Source organism: Rhodococcus sp. MT28, from assembly GCF_058792695.1.
This window is the reverse complement of sequence record NZ_JBXAFD010000008.1, coordinates 89731-107797: the sequence shown is the minus strand read 5'-3', so window position 1 is coordinate 107797 and position 18067 is coordinate 89731. Positions and strand designations below refer to the sequence as shown.

Genomic DNA, 18067 nt, shown 5'->3' with positions numbered 1-18067 from the left:
AGCAGTCGTACCCAGAATCGGCAAGCGCATGCACCGCCCCACCAGTCGATGTCACGTACGTATCGCTCATGTTTCGCGTGCCCGATATGTACTAAAAGTGTGAATGCGTCTCGTCACCTCGGTAATGTCCCACTCCGAGAAGACACATCCCCCGAGGGGAGCAGGCGCATGGACATCACCACCATTACCGACGTGATACGCCGACCACCGGATCGCCCAGGGGACGTGTGGCGTCCCGGCGACGCCTGGCTCGCGGGAGGAACGTGGCTGTTCTCAGCAGAACAACCCGACACGCGTCGACTGGTCGACCTCACCGCGCTCGGTTGGACACCACTGGAGGTCGGCCCGACTCATTTCGGTGTCGGAGCTACGTGCACCGTTGCCGAACTGTATGCGTTTGTCCCGCCGGACAATTGGCGTGCGAGTCCACTTATTCGCGTCAGCTGCGAGTACTTCCTCTCGTCTTTCAAGGTGTGGAATTCGGCCACCGTAGGCGGCAACATCTGTATGTCGCTTCCGGCCGGACCGATGATCACCCTGGCAGTTGCACTCGAGGCTTCGTTCACACTATGGGCTACCGACGGAACAGTGAGGACCGTCGACGCGTGCGACTTCGTGACCGGTGACCACCAGAATGTCCTGGAGCCGGGCGAAGTCCTTCGGAGCATCGAGTTCCCGGTGCACGCACTCACCAAACGGCACGCCCACCGCCGCTTCAGTCTCACGCACCTCGGCCGTTCGACGATCTTCATGATCGCGACGCAGACTCCTGGCGCCGACGACTTTCACCTCACCATCACCGCCGGCACCACCCATCCGATCCGGCTGACGTTCGACACCATGCCGGACGAGCACTCTCTGCGACGAGCCGTCGACTCCATTTCGGCCGACATTTGGTTCGACGATCCCAACGGAACCCCAGACCACCGCCTCCACCTCGCCCGCCACTACGCCGACGAGCTCCGAAACGAACTCACGGGGAGCCAGTCATGAGCTACACGGTGAACGACCGGCAGTTCCACGAGGAGCCGTTCCCGGGACAGTGTCTCCGGACGTTTCTTCGGCACCTCGGACACCACGGGGTGAAGAAGGGGTGCGACGGCGGGGACTGCGGGGCGTGCACAGTGTGGCTCGACGGAACACCGATACACAGCTGCATCACGCCCGCCTTTCGCGCCGACGGTCGCGCGGTAACCACGATCGAGGGACTCGGCACGCCCGAAGATCTCCATCCGATTCAGCAGCAGTTCCGGGATGCACCCGGCTTTCAGTGTGGGTTCTGCACCGCCGGGATGATCATGACCTCGGCGGCGCTCACCGACGCGCAGAAAGAAGACTTGCCGCGAGCGCTCAAGGGAAACCTGTGCCGCTGCACCGGTTACCGATCCATCGAAGACGCGGTCAACGGTGTCGGTGCTGTCGAAGTTGCCCTCCCGGGACAGGCCGTCGGAACCAGCGTCGGGGCGCCGGCGGCCACCGACGTGGTGACCGGCCGAGCCGAATACACTATGGACACCGCGATCGACGGCATGCTGCACCTGAAAGTGCTGCACTCGCCTCACGCACATGCCCGCATCACCTCCATCGACACCACCGAGGCGCTCGCCGTCCCCGGTGTCCATCGCGTCTACACCTGGAAAGACGTGCCGCGCAAGCTCTTCACCACGGCAATACATACCGACCACCTTGTCGATCCGGACGACACCTACATTCTCGACAACGTCGTGCGGTTCGTGGGTCAGCGTGTAGTGGCCGTCCTCGCCGACTCCGTCGTCGCTGCGGAAGAAGGCCGTCGGAAGGTGAAGGTCGATTACGAGATCCTGCCTTCCGTGTTCGATCCGGAAGAGGCCATGGCCGACGGCGCTCCAGCCCTGCACGGATCCGACGATCCCTTTGTTCGAGATCCCGAGCACAACATCCTGCTCGAACTTCACGGTCATGTGGGCGACGTCGAGGCAGGGTTCGCCGAGGCCGACGTCATCCACGAAGGCACCTACTTCTCGCCGCGGGTTCAGCACGCGCACCTCGAGACGCACGGTTCGATCTCCTGGATGGAAGACGGACGCCTTCACGTTCGCACAAGTTCGCAGTCCCCCTCCATCGCCAAGGTCAAACTCGCCCATCTCTTCGACCTCCGCCCGGATCAGCTACGCGTGTTCTGCAAACGCGTGGGCGGCGGGTTCGGAGGAAAACAGGAAGTGATCAGCGAGGATCTGGTGGCGCTCGCCACCCTCGACACCGGTCGTCCCGTCTGCCTCGAGTTCACCCGAGAAGAAGAGTTCACCACCGCGTCGCCGCGTCATCCGATGAAGCTCACGATCAAGCTCGGTGCCAAGTCGGACGGAACCCTCACAGCCTTTCAGTATCGCAACGTATCGAACACCGGTGCGTACGGAAACCACGGTGGAGAGACACTCTTTGCCGGCGGCGCGGCAGTATCGCTCTACCGCTGCGCCAACAAGAAGTTCGATGCGTATTCCGTGTACACCAATAACGTCCCGAGCGGCGCTCTGCGTGGGTACGGGATGACGCAACCGGCCTTTGCCGTGGAATCGGCCATGACCGAATTGGCCGTCGCGCTGAACATGGATCCGCTCGAACTGCGTCGACGCAATATCGTCCGACCGGGCGATTCGCTGATCGCACTCGAAGACGGCCCAGACGACGTGATCTTCACCGAAGACGGACTGGGGCAATGCATCGATCTGATCGACACCGCGTTGAAGCGGCAACAGGTTCCCTCGCTCGGAGACGATTGGCTGATCGGCACCGGTACCGCCAGTTCACTACATGAGACCGCGCCACCCACCGAGCACATTTCCGAGGCTTGGCTCACCCTCGGCGAAGACTGTGTATACGAACTTGCCATCGGCACAGTCGAATTCGGTGAGGGAACTTCTACGGCCCACGTGCAGATCGCCGCAAATCAGCTGGGCACAACTCCGTCGCGTGTACGAATCATTCAGTCGGACACCGACCGAACCGGTTTCGACACAGGCGCTTTCGCCAGCGCCGGCCTGTTTGTCGCTGGGAACGCGGTACTTCGCGCGTCGAATGCGCTCCGCGATCGCCTACTTGCCTTCGCCGCGCACCACACCGGCGTGTCGATTGACCAGTGCTCGATGGACGACGACAAGATCGTCTGCGGTAGTACTCGATTAACACTGCAAGAGATACTCGAGGCCGCGCGCCCGCGCGGGATCCGATTCACCGAGGCGCGGAAGGCATACGGATCTCCGCGCAGCGTGGTGTCCAACACTCATGGCTTCCGGATTGCCGTCCATCGCATCACCGGCGAGATCCGCATTCTCTACAGCGTCCAAGCCACCGACGCTGGGGTGATCATCAATCCGGCGCAGGTGCGGGGACAGATCGAAGGTGGCGTCGCCCAGGGCATCGGCTTCGCACTCACCGAGAACTTCCACGTAGACGCAAACGGCGCGATGATGAACCCGAATCTACGTAACTACCGGATCCCGACATATGCAGATATCCCACGCACGGAGGTGATCCTCGTCGAGTCATCAGACTCCGTCGGTCCTCTCCGCTCCAAGGGCATGGCGGAGTGCTGCATCAATCCGGTTGCCCCTGCATTGGCGAACGCACTGCAGGATGCAACCGGGTCACGATTCCGGTCGCTACCGCTCACCCCGGAACGCATCTACACAGGCCTGAACCGATGACCGCGCACACGTCGGCGGACAGCGCCGCGACGGTCATCATCGGCCAGCGAGTGCGTGCCGGACTGGAGAAAGAATTCGAGGTATGGCAGAAAGATCTCAACCGGGCGGCCGCAGATTATGCAGGCTTCCTCGGGGCAGAAATCGCGGCTCCGACGCCCACCCAACCTGATTGGGTGATCGTGTACCGATTCGACTCCATCGCTCATGTTCAAGCGTGGATCAACAGCGCGACGAGGCAGGACTACCTCGACAGCGGACGTCAGTTCTTCGACGGCCCGGCCACGCAGCAGGTAGTGAGCGGCGGGATCAGGCCTCCGGACCCACTGCTGACCGTCGTAGTGACGCACCGAGTCGGTGACGACAGCATCGACGAGTTCCTTGCCTGGCAGGATCGCCTTCGGGAGGTGGAGAGTGCTTTCGACGGATTCCGCGGCACCGAACTGTTTCGCCCCGTCGACGGTGTGCAGGATGAATGGACCCTGCTGTATCGCTTCGACAATGCTGCCCACCTCGATACGTGGCTGACTTCCCCTGAGCGACAACAACTCCTCGCCGAGGGCCGCAAGTTTCACGACTTCGAACTGCGAACCGTGGACAATTCGTTCGGCAGTTGGTTTGCCTTCGACGAGAACGGAAACGAGGCCCCTCCACCTTCGGAGACAAAAACCTCGATCGCGGTCTGGGTCGGTCTCTACCCGACTGTCGTCTTGCTTACTTTGGCGCTGTCACCGCTGAAGCTGCCACTCTGGCTCGGATTGTTGATCGGCAATCTGCTGTCGAGCTTCATCATGAGTTTCTTCACGATGCCGTACTACGTGAATCGACTCCTGCGCCGTTGGCTGCGTCCACCTCCGGGGATTCCTGTCGCAAAAACCAACGCACAAGGGGTGGCAATCGTCGCTGCGGTGACCTTGTTCTGGGTGGTCGTCTTCTATCTGGTGACTACTCAGTTCTGGTCGCTGCCCTGAACTCTCCGGAACACGAAAAGCCAGCGCATGTAACGGGGCATGATTCTTCCCCGGTGCATACGCTGGCATTTTCAGTTATGTCCGTTCACGCGGCCGTTGGTGGGCTGTTCCCGCCGATCGGCTGCTGGAACGGATCGATCGACATCGGTGGATAGAACACCGATGTCGATCCGGACCGATCTCCACCCGCCACTCCGTGTGATGCAGCGTCCGATGATGATGACCACACAACAAGACCAGATTATCGAGATCCGTTGGGCCACCATCACCCCAGTGAACAATATGATGAGCATCGCACCACCCCGACGGAGTCCCGCACCCCGGAAACGCACACCCACCATCACGAACCGTCAACGCCCGCCGCTGCGGCACCGTCGCCGTTCTCGCTTCCTTACCGCAGTCGAGCGGAACACCATTCTCATCCAACAAAATCCGCGTGACCGTGCAATCGCAGGCCAACATCCGCGCAGTATCGATACTGATCGGACCCACCCAATCCGCCCACGCAAACCCGAGTTCCTCCGTCGACGGCAGTAGATCCTTCAATGCTTTGAGGTCGGTCATGTCTTTTGCACTGGCGGTGACTGTGATGTGCGGTTTCACTCCGCCCTCGATCGGACCCAGCCCCGCCCGCTCGTACCGCCGCAACAATTCGCAAAACCCGTCCGCCCGTCGTAGCGCCGGCGTACGGGTGTCCTTCACGCCGTCTTTCTCCGGCGTCGGCGCAGACAGGCTCGACAACAACGTGATCAGACGGGCCCCGTTCACCGCATCCAGATCGCCCTTCACGGTCACCCGTCCGTACAACCCTTTCGAGGCGTAGAACTCGTTACGTTCGGAATCCTCGCCGACCGGGACGCCGTCTTCGCGTTTTCCGTACTGCTTCTCGATCCGCCGGATCGCCGCCCGCACCGCATCACAATCGGCGATGTTCTTCGATGCCAACCCGAGCAAGATTCCGCGGGCCTTGTCCACGTCCGCCGGCGTCATGTTCTTGGGTGGATGCTGACAAAACGACGCCACCTGACGGGCTTTCAACGCATCCACATCGCCGCGATGGAATGCATCCGCGACAACAGGTTCGAGCATCAACAACCGCGCCAGACTGACCAACAGGCTGCACTCACCGATCTCCAAATTCGTCGAACCATGCAACCACTGCGCGATCGCCCGAAAACCCTTCCCGACCACAGTCTCCCGGGAAAACATCTCCACGATCAGCAACACCATCCGCGACTGCAACTCGTGCCGGACGCGCACCAGATCCAGAACCTCACTCTTGAGGTCCTCGCCATCCAGCTGCCACGCTTCCCGACTGTCCATACCGAAAGTTTAATCGAACACACTTTCGATAACCAGAGACAAAACGGACAACTTCGAGAACAGGAAGGCTCGAGACCCGTTGATATGAAACTACTTTCAGTAACTCTCAAAACCGGATCATCGGCCGCCGAGCGGCAGAACTCCCCCGCCGACGGGATAGGGCGGCAGCGTTCCCACAAGCGTCGGTGTCAATGTGGTCGCAGACGGATCGGCACGACCGAGAGTGAATTTCCGAACTTCGGCACCCGTTCCGTTGCTGCCGCTGACGAGGAGATCCGCGCCGGTAGTCGTGCTCGTCGTGGCCACTCCGACACCCGAACCTGGACCGGTGAACGGGTCGAAAGCTGCAACCTCCCGAAACGCCACGTCCGTCGAATGGTGATCTGGACTCTCGAGGTACATCTCGGGTGCACCGTCGAGCCTGGATCCACTCGAAAAGACGCGGATTGATCCTTCTCCTCCGAGCATGCCTGCCACTATCGACTTTGCTCCGCCCTCGGCGCCGGCCACCCAACCCGTCGACAGAGACACCCCGTCGCGGTAGCCCTGATCGAATGCCAAAAACTGCGACGTCATTACAGGACCAGCCGTATGACCTGCGTGTTCATCGGAGCCGCCCTGCGCAGCCGCCGTCGGTTCGTACAGGTCGTAGCGGAACGTCTTGATCAACGGCTCCTCGCCCGCACCCGGTGCGGTCACGATGCTCGCTCGACCGGAGTGACTGTCAACCATTCCGGTTGCGAACGTGACTCCGCTACTCGATCCCGGGTACGGCGAGAACGAACCGAATTCTGCGGGTGCGGACCTCTTGTCCGCCGGAAGGTCGGTGGAGTAAATCTTGACCTGCGACTCCATCCCTGGGCCCGAGGCAACGATGATGTTGTCCGCCAGTGCGTTTCCGTCGATATCAACTCCGCCGATGTTCACTCCGCCACGAAAACCCACATCGAAGGGGGCAAATCTTGCCAACTCGTCGGTGAACGGCACGCCGCCGACTGCGTTGTACGCCACCACTTCCGGAGCCGAGCCTGCACCTGTTCCAGCGACCAGATCAAGCACCATGTCTCCGTTCACGTCCGCCATCGCAACACTCGGGGTGCCTTCGAACGACGGGAAGGGCGTCACAGCAGTGATCAGTTTGTCGCCGTTGGCATCGAATATCTGCACCTTGGCGGGCACGCCGGCCGAACCAGGTATCGCGACGGCATATGTCGATACCTCGGGAATCACGTTGACAGTCGCCATCAAACCGTTGTCCTCGTGATTGAGTCGGTGGCAGTGAATCACAAAGGTTCCGGTGTACTCGGTGAACTTCGTTCGCAACGTCACTGACGCAGGCTCGAGAGCATTCTCATTCTCGTCCGTCACCGGAGCGGGCACGTTAACGTTGTCGATTCCCCATGGCTGAACCCCTGTCGTGGTACCTGCGACGGGATCCACAACTTCCGTTACCTGGAAGTCGTTGACGTGAATATGCATCGGGTGTTCGTCGTTGTTGAGGTTCGTGATCTTCCATTCCTCAACGGAATTCAGTCGCGGTTGAATCAGCGGAATGTTGGGGAACGTGTTGTCGGCGAATTCGTAGGTGAAGGCCTTCGGATCACTGTTGCTGGACTTCTCGTTTCCGAACCCACCGGACACTGTGAGGTTGCGGGTCACGTCGGGCGTCATCGCTGCGGTATCCACGAACGAGGTGTAGGTATCGAGCTTCTGTCCGAACTCGAAGGGAGTCGTCTTTCCTTCACCCTCGTCTGGCGTCGCACGGATCAACTGCTGAGTCGGGAACGTGAAGAATCCGTCCGCGTAACTGATCACCGACGGGTCGACGGTGACGGTTCCGAGTTCGGCGGGCGGATTGTCGGTACCGTTGTTGGTGTAGAGAATGCCTGGATTGCTCACCGGCTTCGCACCTTCGAGCGGAGGCATCTCCAGCACCAGATCGCCGGACTCCGGCATCGTCACTGCGATTGCGTATCGCGAGGCCGGCGGAATCACCAGCCTGGTTCCGTCCCCGTCCACGGGTGGCCTGACCTCGTCGAACGGGTTTCCGTCCTGCCCTACGATGGCGAACTTCGGATGGGCGCCGGTTGCGGTTTCCGTCAACGTGACCGGCATGTAGGCAAAGTCGCTGATGTTGGCAAGCACCCAGATCTCGGTCTGCCCCGGCTTCAGTTTCAGCGACGGCTGGAACTGACCGTTCACGGTGTACTGCACATCGCGTTGGTTGTCCGGCAGTGAAGGATCGGCCGGTACAGTCGTCGCTTCACCCACGAAGCTCTGCAGATTGCCTGGAACGAATTGATTCTGTCCACGATGATTGGCCGGGGACAACGGTCCGGTGTACCAGTTGGTGAAATACTGCGCGCCCTCGGTGGTGTCCGAGAAATTCACCGGAGCAAGGCTCGGACGGTACGTGCCGTCGGCTAGTTCCGTACCGGCGGGTGGCGTCAACGTACTGACGAATTGGGGCCAGTTCGCGTCGTTGAGCTGTCGGCCCTTTCCTTTTCGGTCGAATACGAAGTTGTACTGCAGTGCCATATCGCGAATCGGAACGTCGTTTGCCGTCACGACAGGCAGATTGCCGTCCGGCCGGCCGATTTCCAGTAGCCCGGCCAGGCCCATGTACGTCTGCTGGGCGGTGAGGGTGTGCCGGTGACTGTGATACCAGTACAGACCGTTCGGCATCGTCCCCGGAATCGCGTAGTCGTACACGTTTCCCTGGCCGGCTGGAATGTTGAGCAACACGTTGTCCGCATTGCCGTCCGGACTCACGTGCACTCCGTGCGTGTGCAGATTCAGCGGAGCCGACGTCAGCGCCGGCGGATAGATCGGCACGTCCCCGCCCGCCGGTGTGAATGCCGGATCGTAGAAGTCCTGGATCGTGAGATCCTGCAAATCGTTGTCGTAATGAATGATCAATCGCTCTCCGGGATTGACGCGGAGAGTCGGCGCCGGATAGACGTCACTCGCCGAGGTCGATCCGTCCGACGCCGTACCGCGGATGACCTCGTACCCGAAGAGCAGAAAATTCGACACGGGCGCCGAAGCGGTATCGAGCGGAATCACTCCCTGATGAGCGGACAAGCGCACCTCGAGAACACCATCTCGGCTACTCAGTTTCACCGGCTCCCGATAGTCGACGGCGGTTCCGCCAGAGCCGTAATTGCCGCCCACCTCGGGCGCCGATTCACCGGAGGTACACGCGGCCAACGCCATCGTCATGGACACCACTACTGCTGCGGCTAACGACTTTCCTCGCAGTGCGATCACTGGTTTCCCCGTTCCATGGTGGCGTGAGGTACGTCCGATCAGCGCTCACCAGCCTATCGAGAAAACATCGGCTGAACAGGATATTCACGACAAATCGCCCACCTAAGGCCTGCGTGAGTGCTGCACCTTGCAAGCAGTCTCAGCAAACCGATCAGAAATCGAGAAGCACAGCCACGGGACCCGCAATTACGTTGAAACACATGAACACACCACAGAAGTCCACTTCCGACCACACGTCGCCAATCCACACATCAGCAGGGAGCGCCCAGATGACCACCGCGAAATCCGTGATACTCGACGTTCCCGACCTCGCGGCAGCCGAAGCCTTCTACAACGCTCTCGGCGTCGGAGATCGAATCCAGCTACGCGAATCGAACGAACCGACAACAGGGTTTCGTGGGTACACCCTTTCGCTCGTCGTCTCCCAACCGAACATCGTCGACGCCTTCGTCGGCGCAGCACTCGCAGCCGGTGCCACCGCCTTGAAGCCTGTCAAGAAATCCCTCTGGGGATACGGCGGAGTCGTCCAGGCTCCAGACGGTTCGATCTGGAAGATCGCCACGTCGTCGAAGAAGAACGACGGGCCGGCCACCCGCACGATCGACAGCCTCGTGCTGCTGCTCGGCGCCGAAGACGTCAAGGCCAGCAAGCAGTTCTACCTCGACCGCGGACTCGAGGTGTCCAAGAGCTTCGGTCGCAAGTACGTCGAATTCACCAGTGCAGCAAACAATGTGACACTCGCACTGTATGGTCGCCGCGCTTTGGCAAAGGATGCCGGGGTTGCTCCGGAAGGCACCGGATCACACCGTCTGACCGTTGCCGGCGCGTCTGAAACCTTCACAGACCCAGACGGTTTCGCCTGGGAAGCCGCCTGCGCTTGACATCAAGCACAGATCACCGGGAAGGCGGCCGGTATCAGACTTCGGAGTTGGCCGCGTCATGCGCCGGGTACGCATGCACCAAGGCAGTAGCGAGTTTGGGCACCGCGTGAGTGAGCGAATGCTCGGCGCTGTGTGCAATCGCATGAGCTTCGGCAAGTGTTGCCCGGGGATCGATGTCGAGTTCTGCATCGGCATGCAGTCGGTGTCCGATCCACCGCATCTTGAGATCACGAACACTGAGGACTCCAGGTTCGTGCATCAATGCATGCTCTGCGTCGTCCACCAACTCAGGTTCGACGCCGTCCATCAACCTCCGGAAGACGTCTCGCGCTGCAGTCCTGAGCACCGCCACGATGGCAACGGTGATGACAAGGCCGATGATCGGATCTGCCAACGGGAAACCCAGCGCAACTCCCCCCGCCCCCAGAAGGACTGCGAGCGAGGTGAATCCGTCGGTCCGAGCATGCAATCCATCGGCCACCAGGGCCGCTGAACCGATTTGCCTGCCGACCCTGATCCGATACAACGCCACCAATTCGTTTCCGATGAAACCGATCAAACCTGCCGCCGCTACCCAACCGAGGTGCTCGATCTCGACCGGGTTGATCAATCGCCTCACCGCCTCGACACCGGCGATCACTGCCGACAGTGCGATCATGGCGAGCACGAACAGTCCGGCCAAATCCTCCGCACGCCCGAAACCATAGGTATAGCGCCTGGTCGCAGCGCGCCGACCGAGCGCGAAGGCAATCCAGAGTGGGACTGCCGTGAGCGCGTCGGAGAAGTTGTGAATGGTGTCCGCCAGCAGCGCCACCGAACCCGAGATCGCCACGATCGCAACCTGAGCAACTGCGGTGACTCCGAGCGCGACAAGACTGATCTTGACCGCCCGGATGCCGATTGCGCTCGATTCCAATGCGTCGTCGACACTGTCGGCAGCGTCGTGACTGTGCGGCGAGAACACTTCGCGGACTGCCGATCGAAATCCCTTCGGCCCGTGGCCATGGGGGTGGCCGTGGCCGTGGGACGTCTTGGGTTCGTACGTCACGACGCACCTTCTTCTTGATCGGTCCGATCGACGTTCGCCGAGCGCTCCGGGTGTATCTCCCGAAGCTCACCTTCACTACGGTGATGCCCCGGCAATCCGGGTCCGGCATGCTCCGCATTGAAGACCGCGTCCGTAACCAGTTGGCGCACATGGTCGTTCTCCAGGCGATAGAACACCGTCGTACCATCGCGGCGGGTTCGTACCAACCTTGCCATGCGCAATTTCGCCAGGTGCTGCGACACCGAGGGCGCCGGCTTGCCGACGCGTTCCGCCAGTTCGTTCACCGAGCACTCGCGGTCGACCAATGCCCACAAGACCTGCACACGGGTTGCGTCGGCCAGCATGCGGAACACCTCGACGACGAGGTCGACTTGATCATCGGGAAGCTTGCGGCGACAAACACCACTATCTGCGTTCATACGTAGATAGTAGATCATGCTGGACGCCGAAGATGACCTCTCGTCGATTCACCAGTTGTGCAAAGCTTGGCGGCAGAGCCCTTCGCCACTCGCAGACCGGGAGACAACGATGAGTACCGACGATTGGAACGCAGGAATCATTGCGGAATTTCGGGAGAACGAGGGCGAGGTAGGTGGCCCCTTCGAAGGTGCGCCCATGGTGTTGGTCCACCACACAGGACGCAAATCCGGACGCGATTTCGTGAGTCCCATGATGTATCTGGCAGACGAGCAGGATCCGAAGACCATCTACGTTTTTGCATCCAAGGCCGGTGCCCCGACCAATCCCGACTGGTACTACAACCTCGTTGCCACCGACCAGGCAGAGGTCGAGATCGGCACCGAAACATACCCGGTCTCCGTCAGCGAAGTAACCGGCGAGAAGCGTGACCGCATCTACGACGAGCAGGCCAGTCGATACCCGGGATTTGCCGAATACGCGGAGAAGACCGCTGGGAACCGCACAATCCCGGTGGTAGCCCTGACTCGCGCGTAAATCCTGGTAGCACCTCCCAGTCGTTGCCATTCGGAAACGGCTGGGATCGTTTGTACGGAATCAGGTCGCTGAAGAGGCTTTGACCTCACCCTTCGCATGCCGTCCGAGCAGCACGTATCCGACCCAGGATCCGACAACCACTGTCGCCGCGAGCGCCTGTACAAGGCCTTCGATACTCGCCGGATAGAACACGCCGGTGATGTAGTGCGAGATGAATCCGGTGGACGGCAACTCCGCGATCCCGGCCATCCGGCGGGCCCAGTTCTCGAGATTGGTCAGCGGGCAGTCATATCCGACCGCTATCGAACCGGCTCCCCAGACGACTGCAAGTAGGTGGAAACCGATGGTACGACGCCACTTCCACGCCACGAACCCTCCCAGCACCACATAGAGGACAAACCCGAAGTGAACGAACACCGTTACTACTTCGATGAGCCGATACACCATCGTCGTCTCCGCTCGTGGCGCGGAAGTCCCGCAACAACCAGACTAATCCGATGTTAGTCCTCGTAGAGGTGATCTACCCGGTGTATGCAGCGGTCGTGCGAGCAGCGGCGGCTGCAGCCGCATCCGGGTCGTCGCCCGATGCGATCGCAGCTTCGGCCCACAGTTCACTGCTTCCCGCGATGAATGCCTTGGCCTCGTCGCTCGCCGACCACTCGGGTGTCTCGAGTGGCGTCGCGATCCCCAGTTCCACGTGTCGAGCCAGCCCGAGCAGTCCCATGTCCCACCCGACGCCGACGGCACCTGGACCGTACTCGGCCCACCGATCCGGCTCCACGTCCGCGGCGTGTGCGAAGTCGAACAGAATTGCACGACGGCGCTCCTTGGTTCGGGAAAACTTCAGCTCAGGCGCTGCTGTAGATGTACCGCTACCTCTTCTCCAGCGGCGCTCTTGCCGATCGCCTTGCACAGCGCCACGCGCAGCGGAAGCCAGTGCGGTCCGTCGCCGGAGGGCATCAGCGTCGCCTCGAAGGGATGCTCACCATCGAGGGTTCCGAGCACCTTCACAGCGCGTCTGGTTCCCAGAAGTTCCGCCGAGCCGGGCACGGTCAAGAACGTTGCGAACGCACCGTCTTTCTCGATGGGAGCGGTGAACGAGTAATCGAGCGGTTGTGGAGTCTTGTCAGTGGCCATCTCGCGTCACTGCTCAGCAGCGAGCAGGACGTCGGTGTCGAAACACGTGTGAGTGCCGGTGTGGCACGCGGCGCCCTCCTGATCGACGATCAGCAAGACGGAATCGCCGTCACAGTCGAGTCGCACCTCGTGCACGTACTGGGTGTGCCCGGAGGTCTCTCCCTTGACCCAGTACTGCTGCCGCGAGCGCGAATAGTACGTCCCCTTACGGGTTTCCAGTGTTCGCGCGAGCGCTTCGTCGTCCATCCACGCGACCATCAGCACATCACCGGTCGACTTCTCCTGCGCAACCGCGCTGAACAGTCCGGCGTCGTTTCGCTTCAGCTTCGCCGCGATTGCGGGATCAAGACTCATATGACGTTTATACCTTCCACCTGTGACTTCCGTGGAATTCCCCTGCACGGCCGCCCTAGAATGGAAGTTCCTTCGCTTCTCGCTCTGGAAGAAGATCCGACATGAACCATCAACGTCATGACGGTCCGCACCCGGAGTACATCTGCCATCTCGCGAACCCGAGTACCGATCGCGTCCGAACCCGCCACGTCGTTCTCGGCATCGGCCCAGGTGCTACCAGCAAGAATGTACTCAGCTACGCACTGACGCTTGCCGCCAAGGAGGATTCAGCCCTCCACGTCGTTCACTGCATCACGTCCGAGGACCTACCTGTCGAAACCGACTCACCAGAATTCGAAACGCGTCTGCACGACCAGATGGTGTCGCAACGCGAGCAGACAACCTCGGCACTTGCCTCGCACGCCGACACCTGGACGTACGACTGCACCTATGGAGACCCGGCCGGTGTCATTCTCGCAACCGCGGACAAATACGACGCATTTACCATCGTGATCGGATCTCCGCGAAAAGGCGCTGCCTCCGCGGTGAGCCGACTGATGCACATCTCGGTCACTTCCCGACTGAACCGGCAGAACCGTTATCCCGTGATATCGGTTCCGACCGGAGTCAGCTCGGCAAGATAGCCGAACGCGGGACAAGCCCGCCTAGATAATCGAATAGTCCTCGAGCGGAAAGCGTTTCGCTTCGACGAACGCATTCCGTGTAGACGTGGGCCGCAGAATCGCAGCCTCGCCGTGCTGATTGAAGTAATAGCTTCGTGCAGTCTGGCAACTACCGCCGTAGAAGACGGAGTCCGCCAGGTTCTCGGTCATCCGGTCGAGGAACTCGGCGTTGGCAGTTTCGGTGACCTCGAATGTTTCCGCGCCGCGCCGTTTCACCTCGCCGAACAGTCGATCCATGTGCTGCATCTGGGATTCGATCGTCGTGAAGTAGGACAACCCGCTGTACGAGTACGGACTGGCGAGCGTGAGGAAATTGGGGAAATACGGAACCGCGACCCCTTCGTAGGCCTGGAAACGGTTGTCGCGCCACCACTTACCGAGGTTTCGTCCCTCTCGACCGATAACCTCGATGGCTGGAAAATTCACATCCCAGAGGTTGAATCCCGTTGCCAGCACCAAGGTGTCGATCTCGGTCTTGCGACCGTCGGCGGTGACGATTCCGTCGGCAGCGATGTGGTCGATCGGCGTCGTTTCGAGATGCACGTTGTCCTTGGTGAACGTACGGAAGTAGCTGTTGGAAAATGTGGGACGCTTGCACCCGAAGTCGTAGTCCGGTGTGAGTTGTTTGCGAAGGCTGGCGTCGCTGACCTGGGACCGCAGAAACGCACGTGATGCGGCCGCCGCACCCTTGTTCAACAGTTTGACCTGCTTGTAGTGCAGGACCGCGCTGACCATGATCATTTCTAGGATCGACGAACTGACAGCGCGCGCGATTCGCTGGGTGAGCGGAATACGCGAGAACAGCTTCTGCACTGCATTCGGAATGGGGACGTCGATCTTGGGAACCACCCAGATCGGCGTGCGCTGGTAGACGGTCAACTCTGCGGCCTGACGCGCCACCTCGGGGATCAACTGCACAGCGGTGGCGCCGGTTCCGATGATTGCGGTCTTGGTGCCGGACAGATCGTAGGAATCGTCCCAGGCCGTGGTGTGGATGATCTTGCCGGCGAAGTCGTCGATACCGGAGATGTCGGGCCGATGCGGTTGCGAGAGGAAACCCGTCGCAGTCAGGAGGTACTTGGCAGTGATGTCCGGCGCGCCTTCGACGGATACGACCCAGTGCGAGGAATCCTCGTCCCAGCGGGCTCCGTTGACCACGGCACCGAACGTCATGTGCTTCCGCAGATCGTACTTGTCCGCGACGTGGTCGGCGTACTTCTTCAGTTCCGCGCCCGGTGCGAAAAGCCTGGACCAGTTCGGATTGGGCTCGAACGAATACGAGTAGGTGACCGACGCGATGTCGACAGCCAGACCGGGATAGCGGTTGACGTGCCAGGTTCCACCCAGATCGTCCTCGCGCTCGAGGATCGCCAGGTTGTTCAGGCCCAGCCGCTTGAGTTGAATGGCCGCACCCATTCCGCCGAAGCCCGCCCCCACTACTACTGCGTCGTACTGCACTGCCATCGGAGAATCCCTCTCGTGAACTGCACATCAGAAAAACTGCACATCAGAAACTGACACGTCATTCCGTTATTGAGAACGGTATCATTCCTGATGTGACGAAGGCCATGACCAGAGCGGAACGAAAAAAGGCGGAATTGCGCCGCGAGATCATCGACGCATCATTCGAGTGCTTCGCCCAGCGCGGCTATCACGCAACCGGAATTGCCGACATCGCAACAACTCTCGGAATCGGCCACGGGACCTTCTACCGGTACTTCGAGAACAAGCGCGACATCATCGATCACGTCATCGACGACCTCGTCGCAAAGATCATCAGCGCACTGGCCACCGAGAATGCTCCCGACGCCGCCAGCACACTGGACGAGTACCGCGCCCAGGTGGGACGGATCGCCGAGGCGCTCCCCCGCATCTTCTTCGACGACCCCCGCATCCCGCGGGTTCTGCTGTTCGAGACGACGGGCGTCGACGCCGATCTGACGGGCCGGATGCTCGATCTACTCGACCAGTCGGCATCGTTGACCGCGGCGTACCTGCACCACGGAGTCGAATGCGGCTATCTACGCGCCGACCTCGATGTCGACAACACTGCCCACGCCGTCAACGGCATGATGCTGGCAAGTGCGATTCAAGGATTGCGAGCCGGTTCGTCCGTCGACTGCACGGCGTTGAACCAAGCCATCAGCCGCCTCATGTTCGACGGAATCCGCGCCGAGAACGCCTAGCGAACGACGATTCCCTCGGCACGCATCGCATCCTTGACCTCCGGGATGCTCAGATCGCCGAAGTGGAAGACACTTGCTGCGAGAACTGCGTCTGCGCCCGCTTCGACAGCCGGGGCAAAGTGCTTGACCAGGCCGGCACCGCCACTGGCGATCACCGGTACTTGGACTGCCGCCCGGACAGCGCGGATCATCAGAAGGTCGAAGCCCGCTTTGGTGCCGTCGGCATCCATCGAGTTGAGCAGGATCTCCCCCACTCCCAACTCTGCACCACGCTCGGCCCACTCGACAGCGTCGATCCCGGTGCCGCGCTTGCCCCCGTGCGTCGTGACCTCCCACCCCGACGGTGTGTCCGGCTGCCCCTGGGGAACGGTGCGGGCATCGACCGAGAGGACGATGCACTGCGAGCCGAAACGCTCACTCAGTTCCTTCAGCAGTTCCGGGCGCGCAATCGCCGCGGTGTTCACGCTGACCTTGTCGGCACCGGCACGCAGCAGACGATCGACATCCGCGACCGTGCGCACTCCACCGCCGACGGTCAGAGGAATGAAAACCTGCTCGGCAGTGCGACTTACGACGTCGAGCATCGTGCCGCGATCCGACGTGGAGGCGGTCACGTCCAGGAAGGTCAGTTCGTCGGCGCCCTGAGCGTCGTACGCTGCCGCGAGTTCCACCGGATCTCCGGCGTCGCGAAGATTCTCGAAATTGACACCCTTGACCACTCGCCCGGCGTCGACGTCGAGGCACGGAATCACACGAACTGCGAGGGTCATGACTGTGGTCCTCCTGAGGACGAAGCGCGCGGATCACCGAGCGCGTTGAGGATATCGAGAATCTCACCGTGGATGCCCGGAGCGGCAGCGAGCACCGACTCCGATTCTACGGTCCACGGGCGGCCGGCCAGGTCGGTGACCACCCCGCCCGCACCGCGAACGAGCGCGACCCCGGCCGCGTTGTCCCACGCGTTGCGGCCGTAGACGATCGCACCGCCCAGGATGCCGGCCGCGGTGAAGGCCAGATCGACTCCGGTTGAACCGTGTATCCGGATCCGCGAGGACACCTTGCTGATCTCGGCGAGGAGGTCGAGACGGAAACTGCCGGGGATCCGCCCTCGACTGTTGACGTTGAGCGCACCCAAGCCGACGATCGACGACGCCAGATCGGTTGGCTCCAGCGGCGGTACGGCGATTCCATTGACCAACAACGGACCGCCGGCGCGAGTCGCGTACGTGTGACCGATCAATGGAAGCCAGGTCAATCCGAGCACCGGGACACCGTCGTCGAGAAGCGCCAACAACGTTCCGGCAGTGGGCAATCCGGCCGAGTAGTTGAAAGTACCGTCAACGGGGTCGAGAACCCAGACGAGCCCGGAACCGACGTCGGGACCGCCGAATTCCTCGCCGTGCACCTCGATGCCGGTCTGCTCGAACAACTCCGCGGTCAACCGCTTCTCGAGCGCAAGATCGACCTCGGTGGCAAAATCACCCCAGCCCTTGCGGACCGCACTCGGGGCGCCGACACCGGAGACGAACTGATCGTGGACGCCGTCGAGAAGCCGACCCGCAATCGCGAGAAGTTCGTCGAGGTCACGCGTCGGAGTCATC

Annotated in this window: 17 protein-coding genes and 1 pseudogene; 7 read left to right on the top strand and 11 right to left on the bottom strand. The window is 61.2% G+C overall.

Features of this window, described 5'->3' with window-relative positions:
• Window positions 1-168: 168 nt before the first annotated feature.
• From AC1Q6C_RS26560 to AC1Q6C_RS26550, 3 genes are read left to right on the top strand one after another with little or no spacing between them, the layout of a single operon-like run.
• Entirely contained in the window at window positions 169-993 is an 825-nt protein-coding gene (locus AC1Q6C_RS26560) for an FAD binding domain-containing protein (RefSeq protein ID WP_007733027.1), read from the top strand.
• Window positions 990-3683, top strand: coding sequence for a molybdopterin-dependent oxidoreductase (locus AC1Q6C_RS26555; RefSeq protein WP_054828039.1), 2694 nt, complete (start codon window positions 990-992; stop codon window positions 3681-3683). The genes AC1Q6C_RS26560 and AC1Q6C_RS26555 overlap by 4 nt, the downstream gene beginning before the upstream one ends.
• Entirely contained in the window at window positions 3680-4651 is a 972-nt protein-coding gene (locus AC1Q6C_RS26550; protein WP_230358748.1) for an antibiotic biosynthesis monooxygenase, read from the top strand. The genes AC1Q6C_RS26555 and AC1Q6C_RS26550 overlap by 4 nt, the downstream gene beginning before the upstream one ends.
• Window positions 4652-4736: 85 nt before the next feature.
• On the opposite strand, the pseudogene AC1Q6C_RS26545 reads toward AC1Q6C_RS26550, so the two are convergent.
• Together AC1Q6C_RS26545 and AC1Q6C_RS26540 are read right to left on the bottom strand one after the other, a co-directional pair.
• Window positions 4737-5974, bottom strand: a pseudogene (locus AC1Q6C_RS26545) (HNH endonuclease signature motif containing protein).
• A 117-nt stretch (window positions 5975-6091) separates the two neighbouring features.
• Window positions 6092-9196 (bottom strand): multicopper oxidase family protein, encoded by a 3105-nt coding sequence (locus AC1Q6C_RS26540; RefSeq protein WP_230359913.1) that lies wholly within the window; start codon window positions 9194-9196, stop codon window positions 6092-6094.
• Between the two features lie 317 nt (window positions 9197-9513).
• Between AC1Q6C_RS26540 and AC1Q6C_RS26535 the strand changes: the two genes are divergently transcribed.
• A complete protein-coding gene (locus AC1Q6C_RS26535; RefSeq protein WP_021333651.1) occupies window positions 9514-10125 on the top strand; it encodes a VOC family protein in 612 nt (203 codons plus the stop codon).
• Window positions 10126-10159: 34 nt separating this feature from the next.
• Here the strand turns inward: AC1Q6C_RS26535 and AC1Q6C_RS26530 are convergent, their stop codons facing one another.
• Both AC1Q6C_RS26530 and AC1Q6C_RS26525 read right to left on the bottom strand, forming a co-directional pair.
• Entirely contained in the window at window positions 10160-11173 is a 1014-nt protein-coding gene (locus AC1Q6C_RS26530; RefSeq protein ID WP_230358749.1) for a cation diffusion facilitator family transporter, read from the bottom strand.
• Window positions 11170-11592 carry an ArsR/SmtB family transcription factor gene (locus tag AC1Q6C_RS26525; protein ID WP_003942406.1) on the bottom strand — a complete coding sequence of 141 codons (423 nt, stop codon included), beginning with the start codon at window positions 11590-11592 and terminating at the stop codon, window positions 11170-11172. The genes AC1Q6C_RS26530 and AC1Q6C_RS26525 overlap by 4 nt, the downstream gene beginning before the upstream one ends.
• A 109-nt stretch (window positions 11593-11701) precedes the next feature.
• On the opposite strand from AC1Q6C_RS26525, the gene AC1Q6C_RS26520 reads away from it, so the two are divergent.
• Window positions 11702-12127 (top strand): nitroreductase/quinone reductase family protein, encoded by a 426-nt coding sequence (locus AC1Q6C_RS26520; protein WP_230358750.1) that lies wholly within the window; start codon window positions 11702-11704, stop codon window positions 12125-12127.
• 60 nt (window positions 12128-12187) lie between these two features.
• On the opposite strand, the gene AC1Q6C_RS26515 is transcribed toward AC1Q6C_RS26520, so the two are convergent.
• The 4 genes from AC1Q6C_RS26515 to hisI form a co-directional block, all read right to left on the bottom strand.
• Window positions 12188-12574 carry a DUF2784 domain-containing protein gene (locus AC1Q6C_RS26515; protein WP_003942402.1) on the bottom strand — a complete coding sequence of 129 codons (387 nt, stop codon included), beginning with the start codon at window positions 12572-12574 and terminating at the stop codon, window positions 12188-12190.
• Between the two features lie 73 nt (window positions 12575-12647).
• On the bottom strand, window positions 12648-12908 hold the full coding sequence (locus AC1Q6C_RS26510) for an SRPBCC family protein (RefSeq protein ID WP_223304508.1): 261 nt from the start codon (window positions 12906-12908) through the stop codon (window positions 12648-12650).
• 62 nt (window positions 12909-12970) lie between these two features.
• On the bottom strand, window positions 12971-13264 hold the full coding sequence (locus tag AC1Q6C_RS26505) for a DUF1905 domain-containing protein (RefSeq protein ID WP_042449548.1): 294 nt from the start codon (window positions 13262-13264) through the stop codon (window positions 12971-12973).
• Window positions 13265-13270: 6 nt separating this feature from the next.
• A complete protein-coding gene (gene hisI / locus AC1Q6C_RS26500) occupies window positions 13271-13618 on the bottom strand; it encodes a phosphoribosyl-AMP cyclohydrolase (protein WP_003942390.1) in 348 nt (115 codons plus the stop codon).
• Between the two features lie 101 nt (window positions 13619-13719).
• On the opposite strand from hisI, the gene AC1Q6C_RS26495 reads away from it, so the two are divergent.
• A complete protein-coding gene (locus AC1Q6C_RS26495) occupies window positions 13720-14241 on the top strand; it encodes a universal stress protein (protein ID WP_230358751.1) in 522 nt (173 codons plus the stop codon).
• Between the two features lie 21 nt (window positions 14242-14262).
• Here the strand turns inward: AC1Q6C_RS26495 and AC1Q6C_RS26490 are convergent, their stop codons facing one another.
• Window positions 14263-15744 carry a flavin-containing monooxygenase gene (locus tag AC1Q6C_RS26490; RefSeq protein ID WP_030537063.1) on the bottom strand — a complete coding sequence of 494 codons (1482 nt, stop codon included), beginning with the start codon at window positions 15742-15744 and terminating at the stop codon, window positions 14263-14265.
• A gap of 104 nt (window positions 15745-15848) precedes the next feature.
• Between AC1Q6C_RS26490 and AC1Q6C_RS26485 the strand changes: the two genes are divergently transcribed.
• The gene (locus AC1Q6C_RS26485; RefSeq protein ID WP_030537064.1) at window positions 15849-16466 is read left to right on the top strand and encodes a TetR/AcrR family transcriptional regulator; all 618 of its coding nucleotides are present in this window, start codon (window positions 15849-15851) and stop codon (window positions 16464-16466) included.
• On the opposite strand, the gene hisF is transcribed toward AC1Q6C_RS26485, so the two are convergent.
• Both hisF and AC1Q6C_RS26475 read right to left on the bottom strand, forming a co-directional pair.
• Window positions 16463-17236 (bottom strand): imidazole glycerol phosphate synthase subunit HisF, encoded by a 774-nt coding sequence (gene hisF / locus AC1Q6C_RS26480; RefSeq protein WP_230358752.1) that lies wholly within the window; start codon window positions 17234-17236, stop codon window positions 16463-16465. The two genes, AC1Q6C_RS26485 and hisF, sit on opposite strands and share 4 nt — an antisense overlap.
• Window positions 17233-18066, bottom strand: coding sequence for an inositol monophosphatase family protein (locus AC1Q6C_RS26475; RefSeq protein ID WP_003942414.1), 834 nt, complete (start codon window positions 18064-18066; stop codon window positions 17233-17235). The genes hisF and AC1Q6C_RS26475 overlap by 4 nt, the downstream gene beginning before the upstream one ends.
• Window position 18067 lies beyond the last annotated feature (1 nt).

Excerpts from the sequence above, each read along its gene's own strand:
- AC1Q6C_RS26560 (WP_007733027.1), top strand. The coding sequence starts at position 169 with ATGGACATCACCACCATTACCGACGTGATACGCCGACCACCGGATCGC.
- AC1Q6C_RS26475 (WP_003942414.1), bottom strand. The coding sequence starts at position 18,066 with ATGACTCCGACGCGTGACCTCGACGAACTTCTCGCGATTGCGGGTCGG.
- AC1Q6C_RS26550 (WP_230358748.1), top strand. The coding sequence starts at position 3,680 with ATGACCGCGCACACGTCGGCGGACAGCGCCGCGACGGTCATCATCGGC.
- AC1Q6C_RS26535 (WP_021333651.1), top strand. The coding sequence starts at position 9,514 with ATGACCACCGCGAAATCCGTGATACTCGACGTTCCCGACCTCGCGGCA.
- hisI (WP_003942390.1), bottom strand. The coding sequence starts at position 13,618 with ATGAGTCTTGATCCCGCAATCGCGGCGAAGCTGAAGCGAAACGACGCC.
- AC1Q6C_RS26485 (WP_030537064.1), top strand. The coding sequence starts at position 15,849 with ATGACCAGAGCGGAACGAAAAAAGGCGGAATTGCGCCGCGAGATCATC.
- AC1Q6C_RS26555 (WP_054828039.1), top strand. The coding sequence starts at position 990 with ATGAGCTACACGGTGAACGACCGGCAGTTCCACGAGGAGCCGTTCCCG.
- AC1Q6C_RS26525 (WP_003942406.1), bottom strand. The coding sequence starts at position 11,592 with ATGAACGCAGATAGTGGTGTTTGTCGCCGCAAGCTTCCCGATGATCAA.
- AC1Q6C_RS26490 (WP_030537063.1), bottom strand. The coding sequence starts at position 15,744 with ATGGCAGTGCAGTACGACGCAGTAGTAGTGGGGGCGGGCTTCGGCGGA.
- AC1Q6C_RS26495 (WP_230358751.1), top strand. The coding sequence starts at position 13,720 with ATGAACCATCAACGTCATGACGGTCCGCACCCGGAGTACATCTGCCAT.
- AC1Q6C_RS26520 (WP_230358750.1), top strand. The coding sequence starts at position 11,702 with ATGAGTACCGACGATTGGAACGCAGGAATCATTGCGGAATTTCGGGAG.
- AC1Q6C_RS26505 (WP_042449548.1), bottom strand. The coding sequence starts at position 13,264 with ATGGCCACTGACAAGACTCCACAACCGCTCGATTACTCGTTCACCGCT.
- AC1Q6C_RS26540 (WP_230359913.1), bottom strand. The coding sequence starts at position 9,196 with ATGACGATGGCGTTGGCCGCGTGTACCTCCGGTGAATCGGCGCCCGAG.
- hisF (WP_230358752.1), bottom strand. The coding sequence starts at position 17,236 with ATGACCCTCGCAGTTCGTGTGATTCCGTGCCTCGACGTCGACGCCGGG.
- AC1Q6C_RS26515 (WP_003942402.1), bottom strand. The coding sequence starts at position 12,574 with ATGGTGTATCGGCTCATCGAAGTAGTAACGGTGTTCGTTCACTTCGGG.